The 21,695-nt window shown below is 38.0% G+C and carries 28 protein-coding genes; 10 read left to right on the forward strand and 18 right to left on the reverse strand.

From position 1 onward, the window contains the following. Nucleotides 1-48: 48 nt before the first annotated feature. From MMO42_RS02930 to MMO42_RS02940, 3 genes are all read left to right on the forward strand, one after another. Complete coding sequence (locus MMO42_RS02930) at nt 49-519, forward strand: GrpB family protein (protein WP_241319234.1); 471 nt, start codon at nt 49-51, stop codon at nt 517-519. Between the two features lie 95 nt (nt 520-614). Continuing rightward, nucleotides 615-1,700 (forward strand): tRNA (uridine(54)-C5)-methyltransferase TrmA, encoded by a 1,086-nt coding sequence (trmA, locus tag MMO42_RS02935; protein ID WP_241319235.1) that lies wholly within the window; start codon nt 615-617, stop codon nt 1,698-1,700. A 249-nt stretch (nt 1,701-1,949) separates the two neighbouring features. After that, complete coding sequence (locus MMO42_RS02940) at nt 1,950-2,177, forward strand: hypothetical protein (protein WP_005152392.1); 228 nt, start codon at nt 1,950-1,952, stop codon at nt 2,175-2,177. Between the two features lie 43 nt (nt 2,178-2,220). Here the strand turns inward: MMO42_RS02940 and MMO42_RS02945 are convergent, their stop codons facing one another. Continuing rightward, entirely contained in the window at nt 2,221-2,964 is a 744-nt protein-coding gene (locus tag MMO42_RS02945; RefSeq protein WP_241319237.1) for a phosphodiester glycosidase family protein, read from the reverse strand. Between the two features lie 171 nt (nt 2,965-3,135). Here MMO42_RS02945 and MMO42_RS02950 point away from each other — a divergent pair, with 171 nt between their 5' ends. The 3 genes from MMO42_RS02950 to MMO42_RS02960 all read left to right on the forward strand — a co-directional run bounded on the left by MMO42_RS02950 (nt 3,136) and on the right by MMO42_RS02960 (nt 5,333). After that, nucleotides 3,136-3,669 (forward strand): lecithin retinol acyltransferase family protein, encoded by a 534-nt coding sequence (locus tag MMO42_RS02950; protein ID WP_241319239.1) that lies wholly within the window; start codon nt 3,136-3,138, stop codon nt 3,667-3,669. A gap of 231 nt (nt 3,670-3,900) precedes the next feature. Then, a complete protein-coding gene (locus MMO42_RS02955; protein WP_005293391.1) occupies nt 3,901-4,158 on the forward strand; it encodes a YjhX family toxin in 258 nt (85 codons plus the stop codon). A 107-nt stretch (nt 4,159-4,265) separates the two neighbouring features. Further along, the gene (locus MMO42_RS02960) at nt 4,266-5,333 is read left to right on the forward strand and encodes a bifunctional HD family hydrolase/GNAT family N-acetyltransferase (RefSeq protein ID WP_241319241.1); all 1,068 of its coding nucleotides are present in this window, start codon (nt 4,266-4,268) and stop codon (nt 5,331-5,333) included. Nucleotides 5,334-5,395: 62 nt separating this feature from the next. Here MMO42_RS02960 and MMO42_RS02965 read toward each other — a convergent pair whose 3' ends face one another. The 5 genes from MMO42_RS02965 to MMO42_RS02985 form a co-directional block, all read right to left on the reverse strand. Next, the gene (locus MMO42_RS02965) at nt 5,396-5,947 is read right to left on the reverse strand and encodes a hypothetical protein (protein ID WP_241319242.1); all 552 of its coding nucleotides are present in this window, start codon (nt 5,945-5,947) and stop codon (nt 5,396-5,398) included. Nucleotides 5,948-6,004: 57 nt separating this feature from the next. Further along, nucleotides 6,005-6,400 carry a hypothetical protein gene (locus MMO42_RS02970; RefSeq protein WP_241319244.1) on the reverse strand — a complete coding sequence of 132 codons (396 nt, stop codon included), beginning with the start codon at nt 6,398-6,400 and terminating at the stop codon, nt 6,005-6,007. 138 nt (nt 6,401-6,538) lie between these two features. Beyond that, nucleotides 6,539-7,279 (reverse strand): hypothetical protein, encoded by a 741-nt coding sequence (locus MMO42_RS02975; RefSeq protein ID WP_241319246.1) that lies wholly within the window; start codon nt 7,277-7,279, stop codon nt 6,539-6,541. A 718-nt stretch (nt 7,280-7,997) separates the two neighbouring features. Then, on the reverse strand, nt 7,998-8,549 hold the full coding sequence (locus tag MMO42_RS02980) for a hypothetical protein (RefSeq protein ID WP_241319247.1): 552 nt from the start codon (nt 8,547-8,549) through the stop codon (nt 7,998-8,000). 60 nt (nt 8,550-8,609) lie between these two features. Then, nucleotides 8,610-9,017 (reverse strand): hypothetical protein, encoded by a 408-nt coding sequence (locus tag MMO42_RS02985; RefSeq protein ID WP_241319250.1) that lies wholly within the window; start codon nt 9,015-9,017, stop codon nt 8,610-8,612. Between the two features lie 134 nt (nt 9,018-9,151). Here MMO42_RS02985 and MMO42_RS02990 point away from each other — a divergent pair, with 134 nt between their 5' ends. Then, entirely contained in the window at nt 9,152-9,829 is a 678-nt protein-coding gene (locus tag MMO42_RS02990; protein WP_241319252.1) for an XRE family transcriptional regulator, read from the forward strand. A gap of 118 nt (nt 9,830-9,947) precedes the next feature. On the opposite strand, the gene MMO42_RS02995 is transcribed toward MMO42_RS02990, so the two are convergent. Then, nucleotides 9,948-10,526 (reverse strand): YceI family protein, encoded by a 579-nt coding sequence (locus tag MMO42_RS02995; protein WP_241319254.1) that lies wholly within the window; start codon nt 10,524-10,526, stop codon nt 9,948-9,950. 219 nt (nt 10,527-10,745) lie between these two features. On the opposite strand from MMO42_RS02995, the gene MMO42_RS03000 reads away from it, so the two are divergent. After that, nucleotides 10,746-11,156 carry an OsmC family protein gene (locus MMO42_RS03000; RefSeq protein WP_241319256.1) on the forward strand — a complete coding sequence of 137 codons (411 nt, stop codon included), beginning with the start codon at nt 10,746-10,748 and terminating at the stop codon, nt 11,154-11,156. A gap of 13 nt (nt 11,157-11,169) precedes the next feature. Here the strand turns inward: MMO42_RS03000 and MMO42_RS03005 are convergent, their stop codons facing one another. The 3 genes from MMO42_RS03005 to tkt all read right to left on the reverse strand — a co-directional run bounded on the left by MMO42_RS03005 (nt 11,170) and on the right by tkt (nt 14,283). Further along, entirely contained in the window at nt 11,170-11,667 is a 498-nt protein-coding gene (locus MMO42_RS03005; RefSeq protein ID WP_241319257.1) for a hypothetical protein, read from the reverse strand. Between the two features lie 17 nt (nt 11,668-11,684). Then, a complete protein-coding gene (locus MMO42_RS03010) occupies nt 11,685-12,218 on the reverse strand; it encodes a DUF3916 domain-containing protein (RefSeq protein WP_241319264.1) in 534 nt (177 codons plus the stop codon). A gap of 76 nt (nt 12,219-12,294) precedes the next feature. Beyond that, on the reverse strand, nt 12,295-14,283 hold the full coding sequence (gene tkt / locus MMO42_RS03015) for a transketolase (protein WP_241319266.1): 1,989 nt from the start codon (nt 14,281-14,283) through the stop codon (nt 12,295-12,297). A gap of 382 nt (nt 14,284-14,665) precedes the next feature. Between tkt and metK the strand changes: the two genes are divergently transcribed. Continuing rightward, nucleotides 14,666-15,832: a methionine adenosyltransferase gene (metK, locus tag MMO42_RS03020; RefSeq protein WP_005293361.1), complete on the forward strand. Its 1,167-nt coding sequence runs from the start codon at nt 14,666-14,668 to the stop codon at nt 15,830-15,832. Nucleotides 15,833-15,890: 58 nt separating this feature from the next. Here metK and MMO42_RS03025 read toward each other — a convergent pair whose 3' ends face one another. Then, a complete protein-coding gene (locus MMO42_RS03025; protein WP_005152363.1) occupies nt 15,891-16,148 on the reverse strand; it encodes a hypothetical protein in 258 nt (85 codons plus the stop codon). A gap of 242 nt (nt 16,149-16,390) precedes the next feature. On the opposite strand from MMO42_RS03025, the gene MMO42_RS03030 reads away from it, so the two are divergent. Continuing rightward, nucleotides 16,391-16,579 (forward strand): hypothetical protein, encoded by a 189-nt coding sequence (locus tag MMO42_RS03030; RefSeq protein ID WP_241319268.1) that lies wholly within the window; start codon nt 16,391-16,393, stop codon nt 16,577-16,579. Nucleotides 16,580-16,619: 40 nt separating this feature from the next. Here MMO42_RS03030 and MMO42_RS03035 read toward each other — a convergent pair whose 3' ends face one another. The 7 genes from MMO42_RS03035 to MMO42_RS03065 form a co-directional block, all read right to left on the reverse strand. Next, entirely contained in the window at nt 16,620-17,186 is a 567-nt protein-coding gene (locus MMO42_RS03035) for an FxsA family protein (RefSeq protein WP_241319270.1), read from the reverse strand. Between the two features lie 190 nt (nt 17,187-17,376). Beyond that, the gene (locus MMO42_RS03040; protein WP_241319272.1) at nt 17,377-17,811 is read right to left on the reverse strand and encodes an I78 family peptidase inhibitor; all 435 of its coding nucleotides are present in this window, start codon (nt 17,809-17,811) and stop codon (nt 17,377-17,379) included. Nucleotides 17,812-17,996: 185 nt separating this feature from the next. Further along, the gene (locus MMO42_RS03045; RefSeq protein WP_241319274.1) at nt 17,997-18,158 is read right to left on the reverse strand and encodes a hypothetical protein; all 162 of its coding nucleotides are present in this window, start codon (nt 18,156-18,158) and stop codon (nt 17,997-17,999) included. A gap of 172 nt (nt 18,159-18,330) precedes the next feature. Continuing rightward, nucleotides 18,331-19,749 carry an FAD-binding oxidoreductase gene (locus tag MMO42_RS03050; protein ID WP_241319276.1) on the reverse strand — a complete coding sequence of 473 codons (1,419 nt, stop codon included), beginning with the start codon at nt 19,747-19,749 and terminating at the stop codon, nt 18,331-18,333. A gap of 599 nt (nt 19,750-20,348) precedes the next feature. Beyond that, the gene (locus tag MMO42_RS03055; RefSeq protein ID WP_241319277.1) at nt 20,349-20,561 is read right to left on the reverse strand and encodes a cold-shock protein; all 213 of its coding nucleotides are present in this window, start codon (nt 20,559-20,561) and stop codon (nt 20,349-20,351) included. A 474-nt stretch (nt 20,562-21,035) separates the two neighbouring features. After that, nucleotides 21,036-21,245 (reverse strand): cold-shock protein, encoded by a 210-nt coding sequence (locus tag MMO42_RS03060; protein WP_004653101.1) that lies wholly within the window; start codon nt 21,243-21,245, stop codon nt 21,036-21,038. A gap of 110 nt (nt 21,246-21,355) precedes the next feature. Next, a complete protein-coding gene (locus MMO42_RS03065) occupies nt 21,356-21,589 on the reverse strand; it encodes a hypothetical protein (protein WP_005152356.1) in 234 nt (77 codons plus the stop codon). Between the last annotated feature and the right edge of the window lie 106 nt (nt 21,590-21,695).

A 21,695-nucleotide genomic window follows, 5' to 3' on the forward strand; every position in this document is an offset into this window, starting at 1 on the left:
TATTTTAACGTTACCTTTAAATAGCAATAACAAAATGAGATCACTTATATGCAGTTTTTCTCAGCACACCAATATCAACCTGCTTGTAAGCAACTTTTTGAAGATTATAAAAATAAGATCCTGCAACTTACCCCTTTTGCTATTGTTGAACATATTGGTTCATCTGCTATTCCAAACGCAATTTCAAAAGGTGACTTAGATATTTATGTAGAAGTCCCCGCTCATCATTTTTTAGATACCATTGAAAAATTACAACAGCTTAATTTTAAAGAAAAACTTGATACACTACGCACTGATCAACTTTGTATGTTGGAATCTCAACTACACGATGCCGCATTGCAAATCGTGGTCACAGGCTCCGAATTTTGTAATTTCCTCATCTTTCGCGACCGATTAAGAAATGCACCTAATCTGACCGAACAATATAATCAGCTCAAACAAAGATGTGTTGGCTTCTCTCAAGATCAATATCGGGAAATTAAAGCAGATTTCATTCAATCTATTCTCGCCCTAGATTAAACAGATAAAATAAGTGAATGTCATAATTTCCCTGCACCTTATCACGCTTTTTTGATACCATTCTCGTTTAGATTTCACCTGTAGTTTTCTTTTTTATGACCGTATCTTACCAGCAGCAACTTCAAGAGAAAGTTGAACGCATTACCTCACAATTTGCATCGTTCAATCCACCTGCTTTAGAAGTATTTCAATCGCCTGAACAACATTTCCGTATGCGCGCAGAATTTCGTATCTGGCATACCGAAGATGATTTGTTCTATGCCATGTTTGAACGTGCTGAAGATGGGAAACAAAAAGAAGTTATCCGTGTGGATGCGTTTCCGATTGCAGATCGAAGCATTAATGATTTAATGCCGCGCTTATTAGAAGAATTAAAAGCAGTTCCTATTCTATCGCAACGTGTTTTCGAAGCAGACTTTCTCTCAAGCTTAAGTGGAGAAATGTTAGTCACATTGATTTACCATCGTAAATTAGATGCTGAATGGGAAATTGCAGCCAAAGCCTTAGCAAAAAAGCTGAATATTAAAATTATGGGTCGCAGTCGCGGTCAAAAAGTGATTATTGGTGACGACTACGTAGTTGAACAGCTCAATGTTCACGGCCGTACTTTTAAATATAAACAAATTGAAAGTAGTTTTACCCAACCCAATGCGCAAGTGTGCCAACATATGTTGGAATGGGCTTGTGATGCAGCGGAAGCTTCAGAAAAAGACCTGTTAGAATTGTACTGTGGTAATGGTAACTTCACTCTACCACTGTCATTAAAATTTAAACGTGTTCTTGCAACTGAACTTGCCAAATCCTCGGTCTATGCGGCGCAATGGAACATTGAGCAGAACCAGATCGAAAATATTCAGGTTGCACGTTTATCTGCCGAAGAATTCACCCAAGCCTATCAAGGTGAACGTGAGTTTAGACGCTTACAAGAAGCTGAGATCGACATTCAAAGCTACGACTTTGACACGGTTTTTGTCGATCCTCCACGTGCAGGCATCGATGATGAAACGCTTAAACTATTACAAGGTTTTGAGCGTATTCTTTATATTTCATGCAACCCAGATACCCTGCACGACAATTTAAAAATACTCAGTCAAACACATCGAATTGTGAAGTTTGCGATGTTCGATCAGTTCCCTTTTACCCATCATGTGGAATCAGGTATTTTGCTCGAAAAGATTTAAACAAATTATTTCAACGTAACAGTAATTTATAAAGGGTTCGAGTAACCCTTTATTTTTATTCAAACTATATTTATAAAAAAGTGATAATTTTCAAAGGTCAAGTCATTCAAATGTCATAATTTCGTTAGACATTCAAAGAATTATCGAAAAAATTGAAGTTCAACTGCTGCTTTTATCACTTAAGCTGACTTGTATTTTATTTTAAAGTGGTTATATTTCGAGCTATGTTAGGTTGTATATGAAGGCTCTATGAGTTTTTGGCAAAAACTGTTCAATGCAGATGAACAATACAATGAACACAAGAACCAAACTTCTTGCGTCGAAAATGATTGCTCTTGCAAAACCAATGAACAACTGTTGGATGCTTTAGTTAAAGCAACAGATGAAGATGTCATTAAAGGCATTAAAAAAGTACTGATTTCTCGAGGTTACAGCCGTAAAGAATTACTTGCGATGATTAACCCGCCTATCCAATAAAAATAAGCCTACCCTAATCTCTTTGCATAAAGAGATTAGGGTATCAGCGCGACTTACACTTCTCTCTATTCACTTCTGCGACGATTGGCCCCAAATTAAAGGTTTGATCATGTCGTTTAGTTTTTGCTGAATACAAACTTGAAATCGAACCATCCAAATACAGCGCATTATCTATTCTCAATTGCTGCTTAAAAAATTGTGCAAATTGATAAAAACTGACACGTTGCTGTGAAATCACAAAATACAACTGATTATCTTTAACGCCGACCCCATTTCTAATTTTTAATGAATTCGAGTCAGCCAGAAACTGATTGTTAATTTTTCCCTTATAGATCAGCATGGGCCCTGATTGCGTTGCAAACTGTGCTTTAAATGGATCTCGCTTATAATCAGCGGTCGTTTTAATTACAGCATGATGATCATTCCAAGCAACGACACCATTGGGCTGCATAAAGAAATTCCCAAAGCCCTTTGCTTCATTGAGCTTAGTCAGCTCTTTCCCATTTTCGATATACAAACCCACAGGTTGGAAATCTGCATGATACATTCCTGCATTCATTGCAAAACTGAGTTGCTCACAGGCAGGTAACATGTTCTGGATTGCGGCAAACTTCTGATAATAACGATTACTTTGAGCTTGTTTTAAGAATAGCTTCAACTGATTGAGCTGTTCTATTTTAACGACATCATATTTCTGATGATTCAATTGCAAGGTTTCATGCTGCATCGCATTCACAGTCGGAACAGCTAAAAATGAAAGTGGTAGGAAAAGCCATTTTTTCATCATAAATACAAATTTTAAGCCTCAATTTGTGTTTATTTTCCCATAGCAAGGCATAGCACTAAAGAGCAGATACAAACACCACACATAATCATGGACTTGAAATGCTAAATAGCCTCGATTGATTCACATTTTTTCATTAAAATAAGGCTGTAAATACAATAACCTTGTATCCACATGCAGCAAAAACATCCGCGCTTTCCAATTGGCGCACATCTGATCGTAAAACACTTTGGTTATAGTCACCACGGTATCTATGCAGGACGTGGTCGAGTCATTCATTATTCTGGTTTTGCCCATATTTTTAAAAAGCATCCAATTGAAATGACCTCTATCCAACGTTTTGCGCGCGGTAAGCAAATCTACTTGCGACATTACCCGTCCCCACGCTACACCGCTAAAGCTGTTGTACGGCGTATGCGCTCACGCATGCATGAAAACCACTATCATTTAATTATTAACAATTGTGAGCACTTATGCACTTGGGCAATTACAGGCGTTGAATCCAGTACTCAAGTTGAACGCATGCAACGTCGTCTTGCGACCATTGGCTATGTCAGTTCCGTCATGAGTTATATGAATGGTCTCATGCTTACGGTGGCAACCGCCTGCTTCGCGATTGTGCTTTACATCAAAATGATGCTGCGTCGACAAGCAAAAAAATCGGTCCCCGCTTATTTACATCTCAAAGAAAAACATTCTAAAAAGTAAATTGTGATCGATTCAAAATCGTATTTTTCACTTCTTTATTGATTTTTAATCCGCCTTGTTTTAGTATCTTTGCTGATACATCTCGTATCGCTTCCATATCGAGGGTTTTATGTTGGAGATAGCAGTAATCTGGTAACTAAATTTCAATAACACATTGAAATTGGTTATCTACGCGAATTTTTTGGCTTTAAGCCTAACTTTGCCTGTGATTATTACTATCTGGATAACAACATGAACTTATCTAAGTCCGAACAACGGACACTACACGTCTTAGCTAAAGGCGGAAAAATCGTAAAACTTCGCAATGACCTTGGTCAAATCATCGCTGTAGAGTGCTACAGCCGAGAAGGTTTCCTGCTGTCCGATTGTAGCCTCGACGTTTTTAACAAGCTAAGAAAGAAAAGATTGATTAAATCCATCAATGGACAGCCCTATCAGATCAATTTACAAGGGCTGAGATCCGTGCGCCCACAGTTAGACAATCGTTAACAAACAACCATCGCTTTGGATGAGCTCTGGTTGTGTATAGATGATGTCAGACACAAGCTGAGAACGGGTTTGTCCAAATTACAGATGGTTTATTTATGAGAAATAAAATGGAACTAGATGTCATTCAAAACCGCTTAGCATTTTTGCGCGAAGCAGAAAAATTGAAAAATGTGATCCGCTTTTCACACACCTCTAATGGCCGTCAAGAAAGTACAGCCGAACATAGCTGGCGTTTATGCTTGATGGCGATGATTTTTGCAGATCAATTTAAACAGATTGATTTTGAGAAGCTGCTCAAAATGTGCCTGATTCATGATCTGGGTGAAGCAATTCATGGTGATATTCCAGCCATTCTGAAAGATCAATTTCCTGATAAACATCAACAGGAGAAACAGGATCTTTATCAACTGACGGAATCTCTGGATGAACATCCACAGACGTTGATTCGAACACTTTGGGAGGAATACGAAAATGCATCGACTCCTGAAGCAAAGCTTGTCAAAGCACTGGATAAGTTAGAGACCATTTTGCAGCATAATCAAGGCATTAATCCTGCTGATTTTGATTATGCTTTTAATCTCACTTATGGTGAAAAATACACAAATACCTCACCCTTACTCAAACAGATTCGGAGCATTTTGAATCAAGAAACACAAGAGAAAATAAAGATGAACATACTTATTCGAGATGAAAATATCTCCGATATCCAGAGTATTTTTACTTTAACCCAAGCTGCCTTTGAAACTGTAGAACATTCCAGTCATACCGAACAGTTTATTGTGAATGCTTTAAGAGATTCAAACCAGCTGACCTTATCTTTAGTCGCAATACACAACCACAAACTCGTCGGACATATTGCTTTTTCACCCGTGAAAATTTCTGATGGCACTACAGGTTGGTATGGACTTGGCCCAGTCTCTGTACTGCCAGAATATCAGAGTCAAGGTGTGGGTTCCAAACTAATACGTACTGGTATTGAAGCACTTAAAGACTTGGATGCAGTGGGTTGTGTTTTATTGGGTGAACCAGAATATTACGATCGATTCGGTTTTAAAGCAGATTCAAGACTGCGATTAGCAGATGTTCCCGCTGAATATTTTCAGGTCTTGCCCTTCACTGAACATGTCCCTACTGGTGAAGTTGTTTATGCTGATGCATTCCATGCCACGGCATAAGCTTCTAGGCTAAATTACATTGAGATAGAAGTTCATATCGAATGGTATGGGCTTCTATTGTTTTAATGGGATAAAGCAACTCGTTCAGAAGCATATAAAGCTGCCTCAAAGGTCTCTGCATATCCAGCAATTAACTCAGCTTTATCAGTTCCATTAATAATTCGCCGAGCTCCAATATAATCTTTGTGATTTTGATGGATGTAATTTGATAATTTTTTACCCGTAAACATGCCATTTTTCATTCCAACAATCATGACACGGGCAGCAATATCTGCTTGTAAAGCCAGTTTTGGATTTTTGACTAGATCAACTTTCAGATAATCCCCCATTCGCTTATAGTTCGCCAACCAAGTTAACTGTACATAACCATAGCCAATATAGGGATAATATTGCTTAGATCTTAAATATTTTTCGGAACCGTACTCAATCACAGGTTGCATGGTGTGTGCAGTTTCATGCCAAGTCGTTGCCAACATATAGGCGGCTTGGGGGCGTGTGATACCCGTGTCTTCATCTAAAACCGAAACCAAGAAATTAATCCCATCTACCTGAGACTGACTAAGTTTTCCAAATGTCTGACGCAAAATATCAAAACCGTCTTGTGTTATTTTCATGTCTTTTTCCTCTTTATAATAAAAAACCGCCCGAAGGCGGCATTAGATTTTTTTTAGCTACAATTTATCTTTAAAGTCCTTCAACTCTTTGGCAACATCCAAGATGGTCGAGTCTTCTCTTGCATTAATATAATTAAAAGTCCAACGAATGATCGCCCATACTGGCAATCCACAAAGAAAGTACAGGCCACCTAAGGCAAATGCGCCATAGGGGTTTTGACTCCACTCTTGCAAACCAAAGTGCTGAATCACAAAAGCACCTCCTGCGATACTGCCCACTGCTGTCGAAATGAGTGAAACCACCCATTCACGTCGAGACTTGGGTAGCCGAGTCATAATCACCACCATCCAAGCCAAAAGCATAAAAGTAAGTGCCATCATGACAATAAAAAATACTCCATAGGATTTAATAACGGCTACAATCCCTGCACCCGTTGAAACAAACTCTGTCATTATTTTTCCTCCATAAATAGAAAGGCCTTAACTTATTCAAAGTTAAGGCCTAGATTGACGTTTTAAGCAAAACCACATCACATACTGCTCTCAATTCATTTTTATCACCTTCGCTTATCAATTTTCTTTAAATTCATACTATTGTGGATAATGCATCATTTCACTTTGCTGATGATGAAACTGAACAAAATCGCCTACATTCACTTGCGAACCCAAGATTTCACCTTTACTGGTTAAGTGATAATAAACACCATCTTCGAGTTCAGATGGCATTTTATAATCCAAGCTGACATAGGCTTCTCGCAGATCAAAATCAAGCTGCTGTACATCAGCTTGTGCCACGATTTGATAATACTTTGGCAATTTCAGCGCATTGGTTGAATGCCATGTTCCAACGAGCTCGTAGTCAATAAAGACTTTCATCGATTGAACACCTGTAATCTCAAATGTCACAATCGGCTTTGCTGATGGATGCGCTTGAATGAAAGTGACATTATTTAAACTATTATATTCTCCCAAAGTCACCACAAATTTTTCATCCAAAAAATAACAATGGATCACAAAGCCATTTTCAATCTGGCTTAATGTCACTTTATATTCAGGTTGCTGATCCACACCTACGATGACCATTGAGCTTTGCGCTGTATTTGCACTGCTCAGTGAAAATTGACCTTTCTGGGCTTGGAAAAATGCAGATACAGCAGCTTCGCATGTGTCCTTTACTTTGATAGAGCCCAATTGATCATTTCCTTCAATATATGCAATCGCCTTTAGATCGGTTGTCGTCTGCATGATCGCGGGCACAATATCTGCATAAGAAAGAATGTCTAGATGTTTGATTGAGCAAGAGCTTTGCATCATTTTATTCATACAATTCATTTTATTCACCTTCAGTTATTTTCGGCTTTTAAGTCGCTCATAATGGATAACGGCTGCTAACCCGTAGATATAAAAAAACTCGGCATCCACATGGACCCGAGTTTTTAGGCAATAAAAAAGCCCATCTATTGATGAGCTTTTTAGTTAAGGTCAGATATATATAAATTGACCATTATATTAAAACTATAACTTAATTTCCTAAAAAATGGAAATATTAAATTAGAATATCTTTGTAAATATTCCTTACTAAAATAGATTAACTCGAATAGCGATGCTCGCTCTTATCAATCAAAAATAAATCATCAAATAATTTTTATATCAGCCTTTATTTAGAATAAAAACAACTAAAACAATATTTATAGTTTTCCTCTTTACATACCTACTCAGCAATATGAATGCATGAGCAAAAACCCAAAATCTTATTGTATTTTATTGATTTATTTACATCAACACCATAGAGTCTGGAATCTACCCGAACAGGTTTTCTTGGAAAGAATGAGTTTGATCCATAAATTGAATAGAAAATTACACCCAAGACCATAAAGATTAAAGTCAAAATTTATAAATATTTTATTAACATATTCCTCTTCCTTATCCTTGGATATTTTTTTATAGTACTTACATATTAAAAGCCCACCTTAAAATGAGCTTTTAATAACAAACATTTAAACAATAAAATGAGAATAAATATGGCGCTTATAATTATCGCTATAAAATATCATACCTTCATTACTTTATAAATATTTCTTCTATACTCTTCAATTGCTGCTTCAGCCTCATTAATTGCAGTTTCAAGCAAAGTCATCATTTGAACCTCGTAGCCTTTCCATGTCTTTCTATAGCAATCGACACTCATCTGATGCCGACTAATACCCGCATAGGCTAACCGCCCTTTGGCTGTATAATTTTCTTCCAAATCTGGATCTAAAACAAAATCCAACACCATGCGTGCTATCAACCAAGCCAGATGGTACATCGCAATACGTTCAGGTTCTCGTTTTCTATCTCGTACTGCTTGTTCAACAAATGCATTAGCCAAATGCTGACGAACCTCTTCATAGTCCTGTTTGCTTTTATGTTCAAACACAATCAATGCGGTAACCGACTTTGCCAATTGACTTTGCATTGAGGCAATCGCCCCTAAACGATCCTCATAATCCAACGGTCTCTTGCCTGTACCACGAACAAAAGGCTCTAAGTTTGGCGAACGCAGTGTGAGTCCACGCATTAACCATTCAAATTTTTCAAACTTTGCTACATTTGCATTCATATCTTCACCTCGTACTGATTTATATATTTTGTGATTTAACGATTATTATTTTTGGCGCGTTTAGTGATACTTTTCTCTCGCTTCAACAATCTTCATGGCCTGATGAATTTCTTCAAATCGAGCTTTTGTACAGGGCCGAGTTGCACTTTTGATTTGAGAAATATAACTATGTGCACAACCTAGAATCTGCACCAATGCTTTTGCTCGTCCCTTATGCGCACCCAGCCACTGGCTGAACATCTGAATTTGAGCTGCAGTTGCTTGATTTGCGACTCGTTCAATTTTCTTTAATTCTTTTTGGGTTTTTTCTGGTGATACAAACTTAACAATATGACTTGGTCTTGCTTTCAAGCGCTGCTCATATGTATTTTGAATCTTTGTAATTACATTGCCTTGTGCCAACCATGCTTCAATTTCCGTATTGAGATTTTGCTTAATATGCATGTTGGGATTGATTGACTTATTCATACCGCACCTCTCGCATTTAACCGAATGAACAGGTCAATTATATTAGCAAACTAATATAAATTCAATAAGAATACTAATTTGACTTCACATTAGCTTGCTAATATTCTTAATTTATTGATTTAAGGTGTATTAAAATGCTTAAAGATCGGCTTAAAGAAGCAAGAAAAAATGCCAAGAAGTCGCAAAAAGATGTGGTTGCTGCGGTTGGTATTACACAATCTGCGCTCAGCCAGCTTGAAACAGGACTGGTCAGCTCATCATCACATTTAGCTTCGATTGCTAATTTTCTGGGTGTAGACGCCTATTGGCTACAAACAGGCCAAGGACACGCCACGCCGAAAGAATCGAATCATGAAGATGCTTCAAACATTTCGCCTGTAAAAGCCAATATGGCTCCGGTACTGTCCTGGGTACAAGCGGGTGTTTTCACCAATGTTGAATCGGTTGATATCACACAGGTTGAGGAATGGCTTCCACTACCAGATGATTGCGATGACTGCTTCTATCTAAAAGTACAAGGTCTGAGTAATTATCCTGTCTTTCATGAGGGCGATTACATCTTGGTTGATCCAACCGTGCAATACAGCGATATGCAGTCAGGTGATATGATTGTAGTGAGGAAGCATGAAGACGCAACGTTTAAACGTCTAGTGATTGAAACGGATAATTCAAGATATTTGCAGGCACTCAATCCTGAATTCAAACCCAATATCATTCCACTGGATGAAGAGTGTATTTTTGTCGGTGAAGTAGTCGATTCGATTCGCTATATCTACCAATCAAAACGCAGATCCAAGATCAAACACAGCTGATGTTTTTTATTAGATTACTAATTTTTCACTAATATTAGAATTTTAATAAATGTATATTATCGAAATCAAAAAAAGCCTAGATGATGTGCTCATCTAGGCTTTTTCTTCGGATTAAATATTACTTCGCAGCAGTTGCTTCAGTTGTAATATTCACAGTGATCTTGTCACCGACATTCGGAACGTAGTTACCGATACCAAATGCAGAGCGGTTAAAGCTCGTTGTTGCATTGAAACCAATCGCAGGTACTTTCGCCATTGGATGCTCGCCTTGTTTATTTAGAACAGCATCTAATACCACAAGCTTGGTTACACCTTTAACCGTTAAATCACCTGTAATTTTGAAGTGTTTTTTATCTTTGGTTTCTACTTTGGTACTTTTAAAAGTTATGTTTGGATATTTCGCAGCATTAAACCAAGCTTCTTCTTGGAATTCTTTATCTAAAGCAGCAACATTTGTATTCACACTGCTTAAAGGAATCGTCACTTCGACAGATGAATTTGCAGGTTTTGCAGTATCAACTTTAATTGTGCCTTGAATATCAGTGAAATTTGCGCTTGGCGTAGAGAAACCAAAGTGATTCCAGCTAAATACTGTCGCAGTATGTGTTGGGTCAATTTTATAATCTACAGGTGCTGCCAAAGTCACTGAACTTGCTAAAGCAACTGCTAAACCGAGGCTTAATGTTTTAAATTGCATTTTTCGAATCCTTGTTTGATATCGTCATTAGTGTATAGATCAAGTATTTTTATTCACCATTCTTTATAAAACGATATGTTTCATCCATGCAACAATAAAAGCGTTACAGTTGTTATTTAAAGCGCCTATCATAAGACCATTCGGTACTAGACAATTGAGCATCGAAAGAACATGATCAATTTAGGTTTAAATTCTTAAAGATAAACAACAAGGTAGAATATGACTCACACAGCACAAGCACTCAGTACATCAACACCTTATCGCGTTAGCTTGACAGATCCTGCTGGTCATACATGGTATGCAGATGAGCCAGCGGACAAAGGTGGGCAAGATACCGCGCCAAATCCAGTTCAGCTGTTACTTTCCGCTTTAGGCGCATGTACCACCATTACTTTAGAAATGTATGCCAAGCATAAAGGCATTAAGCTAGAGCACGTTCAAGTGGATTTAGCACTGAATCCAAATGGCGAGCCTGAGTCAGGTCAAAATAATATTGAACGTAAAATTATTCTCAAAGGTGAATTTACCGAGGATCAGCACAAACGTTTGTTAAAAGTCGCAGAAAGCTGCCCAATTCATAAGTTGTTAACGTCTAATATTTCGATTCAGAGTGAATTAAGTATTGGATGAGTGACCTATTACATTAAATTTCAATTACATCCGTATACCATTCCAATGAGCCACTCATCGAAATATCTATTGCTAGGTCGACAATATTTGTGAGCTCATTTGGAATAAATGAATATAAGTTTTCCCCATCGAAATGAATCCAAAACTCAGGCGGTGGTGTATCACAACTATCTATAAACCGACCTGTTTCCCTCTCAGCTAAACAGTCAAACATTGATGAATGTACGTCAAATACTAAGATTTTACCCTTTAACTTTATTAAACCTGATATGCACTCATATTGGGTCCGAGCTTGAATGGCCTCTTCAAAATAAGTTTGCATACGATAACTATAACCATCAAAGTTTAGGTCACTCTTGTTCTTGATTGAACATTCTCGTAATGCACAATATAAAAAATTATATTCTGCGCACTGCCAAAGTATTTCTTTTTTATTTAGATTTTCCAAATACCAATATTTAATATCATTTAATATTTCATCAAAAGCATGAAGTTCAAATTCCTTTCTCATCACAATACCTCAGTCTTTTAAGTTTCAATAAAGTACCACTGATCAGCTCTATAATTATCTGCTTCATCCTTTGGATCAATATAATCAATAAGTATTCCTCGCTCCTTGATTTTCTCAGGAACTTCCAATCCCCATCTCCGAGATAAGCTCATGTCATCCGCTAAAAGATATTGAGGATTGTAATATTCTGCTGACAAAGTATGGGAGTTAAAATAATCTTCATCTAGATACAAACAAATTTCGCTAGCAAACATATCAGGCTGAATAATGACACATACGACTTTACAGAATTTCATGCCAACAGGTTTTGCCTCAATTAAATACTGACATGCATTAATTAGATGCTGGGCACACTGTGCCTTTATTTCTTGTTGAGCATGCTTTCCCTGAACTAGATTCATAGCTACAGGTATTTTCCAATTATAATATCGCTCTTCATACCCATCTAAATCAGGGAAATACCCTTTAAAACTTTCACTCCAATACTTAAGATTTCTTAATTTACGGGGAATTCCCCGTTCTTTTTTATTTGATAATGCAAACCTTCTCATTTTTCTATTTATTCCTTTGTTTTATCATAAAAAAAGCGCCCTAATGAGAGCGCTTTTTTTATACCACTTAATTCAATTAAGCAGTCAATTCTTTAACCGCAGCCACAACCGCTTCAGTTGTAATACCGAAGAATTGGAACAAGTCTTTTGCAGGAGCAGATTCGCCATAAGTGGTCATACCGATCACTTTGCCATCTAAACCAACAAACTTCCACCAGTAATCAACGTGAGCCGCTTCAACCGCTACACGGGCACGAATATGTGCAGGCAATACTGCTTCACGATAAGCAACATCTTGCTTCATGAACTCTTCAGCACACGGCATAGATACAACACGCACACCTTCAAGTTGTGCATATGCTTCCATGGCCAATGAAACTTCTGAACCTGTTGCGATGATGATTGCTTTTAACTCACCTTTTTCTTCAGCAAGCACATAACCACCTTTTGCAACGTTTTGAATTTGAGCTTCATTACGTGCTTGGAATGGCAAGTTTTGACGAGAGAAAATTAACGCTGATGGGCCATCTTTACGTTGAAGTGCAGATTTCCAAGAAACAGCTGCTTCAACTGTGTCACATGGGCGCCATGTATTTAAGTTTGGCGTACCGCGTAACGATGCAATTTGTTCGATTGGTTGGTGTGTAGGACCATCTTCACCTAAACCGATCGAGTCATGTGTATAAACATGAATCACACGTTGCTTCATCAATGCAGACATACGCACTGCATTACGTGCATATTCCATAAACATGAGGAATGTTGCAACGTAAGGAACAAAACCACCATGTAAAGCCACACCATTCGCAATTGCAGTCATACCGAATTCGCGAACGCCGTAATACACGTAGTTACCCGCAGGGTTTTCTTGTACGCCTTGGCAACCTTTCCAAAGTGTTAAGTTAGAACCCGCCAAGTCAGCCGAACCACCTAATAATTCAGGAAGCAATGGGCCGAATGCTTGCAAAGTATTTTGGCTTGCTTTACGTGTTGCAATGGTTTCTGCTTTTGCGTTTGTCTCAGCAATAAATGCGTCGGCTTGCGCAGCAAACTCAGCTGGTAAATCGCCATTGATACGACGTAATAACTCAGCTGCTTCCGTTGGATATTTTGCTTGGTATTGAGTAAACAATTCATTCCAAGCTGCTTCAGAGGTTTGACCTTTCGCTTTTGCATCCCAAGCTGCATATACATCTTCTGGGATAACAAATGAATCTTCTTTCCAACCCAATGCTTCACGCGTTAAAACGATTTCGTCTTTACCCAGTGGCGCACCGTGGCAATCTTCTTTACCTTGTTTGTTTGGTGAACCTAAACCAATAATCGTTTTACAGATAATGATGGTTGGCTTATTGCTTTCAGCTTTCGCTTCGACAGTCGCTTGACGAATTGCAGCAGCATCATGACCGTCTACACGAAGGACTTGCCAACCGTAAGCATTGAAACGTTGTTCAGTATCATCACTGAACCAGCCTTCTACTTCACCATCAATTGAAATACCGTTGTCATCATAATAAGCAATCAGCTTACCAAGACCTAAAGTACCTGCAAGTGAACATACTTCGTGAGAAATACCTTCCATCAAGCAGCCATCACCCAAGAAACAGTAAGTGAAGTGATCAACAACATTCAAACCGTCTTTGTTGAACTGAGCAGCTAAAGTTTTTTCTGCTAATGCAAAACCAACTGCATTCGCAATACCCTGACCTAATGGACCAGTTGTTGTTTCGATACCAGGTGCATAACCATATTCAGGATGACCTGGTGTTTTAGAATGTAATTGACGGAATTGTTTTAAATCATCAATCGATAACGCATAACCCGTCAAATGCAATAACGCATATTGCAACATTGAGCCATGTCCATTCGACAATACGAAACGGTCACGGTTCGCCCATTGCGGGTTCGTTGGGTTATGATTTAAAAATTCACGCCAAACTACATCAGCGATATCTGCCATCCCCATTGGTGCACCTGGATGCCCTGAGTTTGCTTGTTGCACAGCATCCATTGCCAAGACACGAATTGCATTTGCAATACGACGTTCATTTAAAGGGGTTGTCATAAGTCAGAATCCGATTAAATCAATAATATGAGAGAAGATGAGAAATCATCTTTCAAAAACTGCGACTATTGTCTTAAAAAAACGACAGTGGGTAAAGTGCAATACACGATATTTCTTACTTTTCCCGTATTCATTTGGCATTCTGTGGGTAAATGTTCACGTGATAAACAGATCACTGCACAATCCAGAAAAATTTTCGACCGTCAATTACAGCTTTATTCATATAAAAAGCACTAAATATCAATTTTACTGATACACATATCAATAAAAACATAATGAAAATAGAATAAATTCCTGCTTTTTAGTCAGCTTGTGCTAGTCCTATAAGCCAAGTCGATGTAACATACTCTGTCTTTTTGAAAATACCAGTGATAGGACGTTCATGCGCGAGTATGCTGTTTTTACTTCAGAATCTGTAAGCGAAGGTCATCCAGATAAAATGGCTGACCAAATTAGCGATGCAATTTTAGATGCAATCCTAAAAGAAGACCCGTATGCGCGTGTCGCTTGTGAAACATTAGTAAAAACAGGTGCGGTTGTTCTTGCTGGTGAAATTACAACGACAGCAAACGTTGATTTTGAAGCAATTGTACGCCAAACCGTAAATGGCATTGGTTATCATCACTCTGATTTAGGTTTCGATGGTTCAACTTGTGCCGTGATCAATATGATCGGTAAACAATCTCCTGAGATTGCACAAGGTGTTGACCGCCAGAAACCTGAAGATCAAGGTGCAGGTGACCAAGGTCTGATGTTTGGTTACGCAAGCCGTGAAACTGATGTGCTGATGCCTGCACCAATTTCTTATGCGCACCGTCTGATGGAGCGTCAAGCAGAGTTACGTCGTTCGGGTGCATTACCGTGGTTACGCCCAGATGCGAAGAGCCAAGTAACATTTGCTTATGAAAACGGCAAACCAGTACGTTTAGATGCAGTTGTATTATCAACTCAACACGACCCTGAAATTTCTCAAATTCAGCTGAAAGAAGCGATTATTGAAGAAATCGTGAAGCCAATTATCCCTGCTGAAATGTTTCATGCGGGCACCAAATTCCACATCAACCCAACAGGTATGTTTGTGATTGGCGGCCCTGTAGGTGACTGTGGTTTAACTGGTCGTAAAATTATTGTCGATACTTACGGCGGTATGGCGCGTCACGGTGGTGGTGCTTTCTCTGGTAAAGATCCATCAAAAGTTGACCGTTCTGCTGCTTACGCTGGTCGTTACGTTGCAAAAAACATTGTTGCTGCTGGTTTAGCAGATAAATGTGAAATCCAAGTCAGCTATGCAATTGGTGTTGCTGAACCAACTTCGATTTCAATCAATACATTCAATACAGGTAAAGTATCTGACGAGTTGATTATTCAACTTGTTCGTGAACACTTCGACTTACGCCCATATGGCATCACGCGTATGCTGAACCTGATTCAACCAATGTACAAGCAAACTGCAGCTTATGGTCATTTTGGCCGTGAAGGTTCAGACTCTGCCTTTACTTGGGAAAAAACAGATAAAGTTGAAACGCTTAAGGATGCAGCTGGATTGTAATCCACACTGCTCTTCTGTAAAAAAGCTCGCAATTGCGAGCTTTTTTATTGCCCCGACATTATTTATTTGAATTGGTATTATCTTGCTTAAACATTTCAAACAAGGAATTGCTTTGCACTGGCTGATCTTCTTGATGATGCTGAGTATATAAATGTGCAAGTTTAATCACGACAACAACTGCAAGACAGGCCGCTACACAAAACATCCACATTCCATACGGACTACGGATATGATGAGAGCCACAATATGGGCACTCTTTATCGGTTGATGCGACGACCTTGTCACAACATGCACAATGATATTGATATAACATCATTTATTCCTCCTACCGCTTATTTTTTATTTTCTTTTTACAACATTTTCAAATGTCACACTTTTATCCTATGAGAAAAAAAACGAGAATTCAATCTAGTTTTCTGACCTATTCATTCAAATTAACAAATTTTTATGACAATTTGATTAGATTCCACATCCAAAGAAAATCATTAAGTTATTAATATTATTTTGATCTTTCACATAATTTGATAAAATAATCTTTTCAAACATGTGGAATACATCATGACTGAATTAATTAATAAAGGTGGATTTCGCGAGCGAGCAAATCGTAGTCGTAAGTACAAACAATCTGAAAATGAAATTACTACGCTCCGATCAAGCCAATATCAGCCCCAAAACAAAGAAGCAGATAAACAAACGCCCAATTCAGAGCAAATAGCGAATCAGCAAGAACTGAATGATCAGACATAAAAAAGCACACTATAAAGTGTGCTTTTTTAAACGCATTAGATTAGTTTACATCTTTAAATTCAATTTTCTTTTGATCAGGCTTCACTTCACGCGCCTCACCATCAATAATGGTTGAATCACGATATTGACCACCACCTTGTTGGTTCTGCATATCCTGCATTTGACGCATCAGATCAGCAAATGGATTTGGTCCAGCAGCACCTGCACCGCCGCCCATACCACCCATCATTTTATCCATCATCGCTTGCTGACGTTTCGCCATGGTTTTCATCAATGCATTACGAAATGCGGTTTGAACAGGTGGAATCAGTACCAATACCGCCAACACATCAGAAATCAAACCAGGAACCATTAACAAGAAACCAGCCATCGCAAGTGCAAGTTTTTTGGTTACCGCTGGATCACCGCCCAATTGTCCGGTCATCTGCATTTGTTGTAACTGCGGCATAATACCCGAGGTACTTGAACGCACAAGGTTTAGACCAATAAAGAATGCGATAATGAACCAGAAAAAGACATACCACATACTTCCAACGAGGTCACCCACGCCAATCCAAACTAAAACTTCAGCAATTGTGCCAAATACCACGATAAGAAGTAGATTCATGTCAAATCTCAAAAAATTAAAACTTTGTGCAATATTGATGAAACAATCCTGACACAACAAATAAAATAAACTCAATACATTAATTGATGGGTACATTTCTTAATTTATCAAGTCTTATACGATAGCTTGTACAAAAAAGCTCCCAATTAAATTAAATCCAATTGAGAGCCGAGCAGACCTGCTTTAAAGATTAGCCACAACTTGCTTGAGTAATCTTTTTAGACTGAGGGTCAATGGTTACCGTAACGCGGTTTTCACGATAGTCCATGGTTACAGGCTGGTTTGGTCCAACACTGCGCACAATCTCTGACTTGGTTTTTTGCTTGATTTGCGCTTCTGTTAAACCAGACTGTCCAACCAACTTAGCTGCTTCATCAGCGATACATTTAGGTTGGTTCGCGCGGAAAAGCTCCCACTCTTCAACCACTTGACCATTTGGTAATTTACAGTAACCTACCTGACCATTGGCTTCATTTCGAATCTCTAACTGACCACCTTGCTCAACGCAATATTTACTGGCAGGATTCGCCATACCAATTTTAGGTGGTGTAGTATCTTTATTAGGTGTTGCTGAACACGCTGCAAGTGAGGTAAGAACCGCAGCTAAAACTAAGATCTTTTTCATAATTTGAATTCTGATAAAGTGAAAAGGCAAAGATAGCAAAAAAACTCAAAGATTATGTCTATGATTTGAAACAAAAACATAGATTAGAGTATGCCTTGCATAGAAATACAGCAGAGAGATTCCCAATCGATACTAACGTGGAACGTCGATGCAAACTGAATAAATTTGGAGTAGCTTACATAAAACTATTGGATAATTAAATATTCCAGTCGAATTGCTTCATCAACTAAGTAATGTTGTTTGATCACATAAAAATGAGGACGGGTCGCAACCCACTCATCCATCTCCAGGATCGCTTGTGTATACCCTGTCACCGCAGAAAAATCTTTGACTTGTATAATATCCATGGACTTCATCCTTTTACCTCACTGCATACATAATACTTATCCATATATAGAAAAAAATCAAATTAATCGGCTCATTCAATTTCTATCTGTCATGATCACTCATCACGAAACAACATAAAAAATGCCTCACATTTAAGAGGCATTTTTATACTACTTGATGATAAATAGATTGTTAAAACGAAACCATTTTGCCCGGATTGAGCATCCCTGTTACACCATACCAACCTTTTGACATTGGAATCGCCAATGGTGCCAACAAACGCCCAAACAGGATATCGCTATGCTGAATTTTGGTTAACATCGCATAATCCTGATTCAAACCCGCAAAATCATCCGCAATAGCCTTACCAATACGCACCGTTTGCGCTACACCATGCCCACTCCAGCCATGTACCGCATAAATTGGAAATTTATTTCCAAACTTACGACTATCAGTCGCGCCATTCATGGTCAGATCACTGACGCCACTCCAACAGAAATCCATCTCAACATTTTTTAGCTGTGGAAACACTTTATTCACTCGGCCTAGTAAATATTGATTAATGTGCCCTACACTCCAGCTTGTACCTGTTCCTTGTCCGCCGAAAAGCAATCTATTCTTCGAGACACCACGGTAATAATCAATCTGTAATTGCGTATCGTAAACAGGATGATCCTGAGGTAATAATTCAGTTAGTGGCACTCCCAATGGCGCCGTCACTGCGATATAAGTATGGAATGGAATCGCGGTTTGTTTCTTTTCAGGGAGCAACTTAAACGCGTTATGGTGCACAGCAATCACCACACTTTTACGTGCTTTTATCACACCAGTCGCTGTTTGAACATAAATACCATCTGCTTGCTCAGAAATTGAAGTGATTTCAGTTTGTTCAAAAACTTTCCCAGCATTTTTACAAAAGCCATGTACCAAAGCACGGTTTAAAGCCAAAGGATGAATATGTCCACCCAAGTCATCCACCAAACCACCTTTATATAGGTCAGATTTGATTAACTCTTTTAATTCATACTCACCCACAACTTTCGTATGATCTTCGCCCAAATATTTCCGAGCATCTGCACCTTGAGTCAACGCAATCAAATGTCCCTCATGCACTGCAGCGGTAATATGTCCACGCTTACGCGCTAAATTTACAGCATACTTTTCTGCAATCTGATCAATTAAACTCATCGCTTCTGTAGAGGTAAAATGCCAAAGTTTTTTAGCATCTTCATAACTAAAGCGCTTAATCATTTCTTCAGCTTCCCACCGTGCCAGACCAGGCGTAAGCTGCCCGCCATTTCGACCTGAAGCGGCAGAGCCAATTCGATTCTTTTCAACTAAAATCGTATCTACACCTTGTTCAGCCAGATGCAAGGCTGTTGAAGCACCTAACAGCCCACCGCCAATCACCACGACATCGCATTCTTGATCGGCATTTAGAGCGTCAAAACAAGACCAATCTTCCAAAGCGCTTTCATAGTAATTTGCAGGATGGTCAAACTCACCATGCTTTGGATTGACCCAACTCCACTCATTAGAATTTTTATATGCTTTGCTTTCTTTAAATACAACATCATCTAAATGTGTTGGTTTTTTTATATCGCGATACATTTGAAATTCACCTAAAAACAATTTCTTACTCAATAATGTACAAAGCTTATCCCAACAAGAATGAACAATAAAACTAGAATCTTTCAATAATTTTGATAGGTCAATAACGCTGAGAAACCGTTAATGATTGATCAGCAATACATATTATTTTTAAATCTTGAATATAATTTTTTGCATTAAGAAATTTACGAAAAAGAAAATGGACCCAAATTTAAAAAAGCACCCGAAGGTGCTTTTTTCTCTCATAAGCTCGTTGCAATCAATACCACAAAGCTGAATAACAACGTACCTAAAGATCTTTTACAATGTACATGAACTTCTTGCTCAAACCCTTGAGCATACGGCTCCAAGTTTTCCATAACTCTCACGCTCATTAAATGTACTACACTGATTAATTTGCCTAACAAATTAATAGAAATAAATTAGCAAAAAGTCGTATATCTCGCTAGTGCAATTTTTCAACCAAATGGTGAATTTATGACAAAAAACAGCACTTCAGGCAGAATAATTAAAAAAAGTGCTTGCCGCAAAGAAAGTAAAGGATCAAGACCTAAAAAAAGCCCACCAAAGTGAGCTTTTTTAAATATCGCGCTTATGTTTTAAGCAACGACTGTAATACCACTTGCTTGAGGGCCTTTTTTGCCTTCAGTAATTGTAAAAGTCACGCGTTGACCTTCGTGTAGAACTTTGAAACCACTGCTTTGGATTTCGCTGAAATGAGCGAAAACGTCTTGTCCAGAGTCTGCATGAATAAAGCCAAAACCCTTAGTTTCGTTGAACCACTTAACTGTACCAGTCACAGTATTAGACATATATTTAAACCTATTTTAAAAAATTTGGGGCGCTGAACAGCGAGCAACTTGGAATCATAAACTCTGAGAGGAAATCTGATAAAACGAAAGGTTTATCTACAACTATGAGATGCAAGATTTTCTGAATCAACAGCGTTATTCTTCTAGTTAGCTTTTACTATACACGACTTTACATTTTTCACGCAATCTCAATCTCTGTTGAAACCTTTTATTCCAATATAAGACTAGACATTAGAAACGACCCAATATTGTATTTTTACTTTAATTTTCATATGTTTAAAAATATAGTTTTTCTTTTAAATTATAAAATCAGATGCTTATATAAAATTTTAACATATTATTTCATGCCATTTTGACCTCAAATAGCAAACCATATTCTCATAATCCAGCTTCATTTTATACTTTTACATATATTTATAGGCACAAAAAAAGCCCACATGTTGTGAGCTTTTTTTTCACTGGTCTAAAGAGTACTTAGATAACAGTAATAAGAGTTGCTTGTGGTCCTTTTTTACCTTGACCAAGAACAAACGAAACGCGTTGGCCTTCATTCAAAACTTTGAAGCCTTTGCTTTGGATTTCACTGAAATGAGCGAAAACATCTTCACCAGAATCAGCTTGAATGAAACCAAAACCTTTAGTTTCGTTGAACCACTTAACAGTACCAGTAACTGTATCAGACATACTTTTAAACCTTTTAAACTTTGTTCATTTATGAGTTAGATCAAAATTTTTCAATAATGACCTAACACAATCTATCGTTATTAGATAGATACTACAAGTGCAAGAACTGTTTATGTTAATCGATAAAGCTGATTAACATCCGTATAGAAGCTTTTCCCGTCCAAATTAAAGTCAATTTCTTGACCTGATTCCAACAGTACTTTCTTTCCAACCTCTACCCATTTAGAACCGTTCAACGTATTTTGCTGACGTTTCAATGGGATGATTCTCACACAAATTTCGTTGCCATTGCTGGCTTTGGCTACACGCCATTCATTAATAATTTTTAACACAAAATCACTCATTCCTGAGCTCAAGTGATCGATTTTGTTTACTATAACGCTAGACAGATGAGAGATAACAACTACATTTCTAGAATCTAATAATTTTTAGCTTTATTTAGGGTTATTT

Origin of the sequence: Acinetobacter sp. ANC 3882 (assembly GCF_022549545.1) — a bacterium.
Taxonomy (GTDB): Bacteria; Pseudomonadota; Gammaproteobacteria; order Pseudomonadales; family Moraxellaceae; genus Acinetobacter.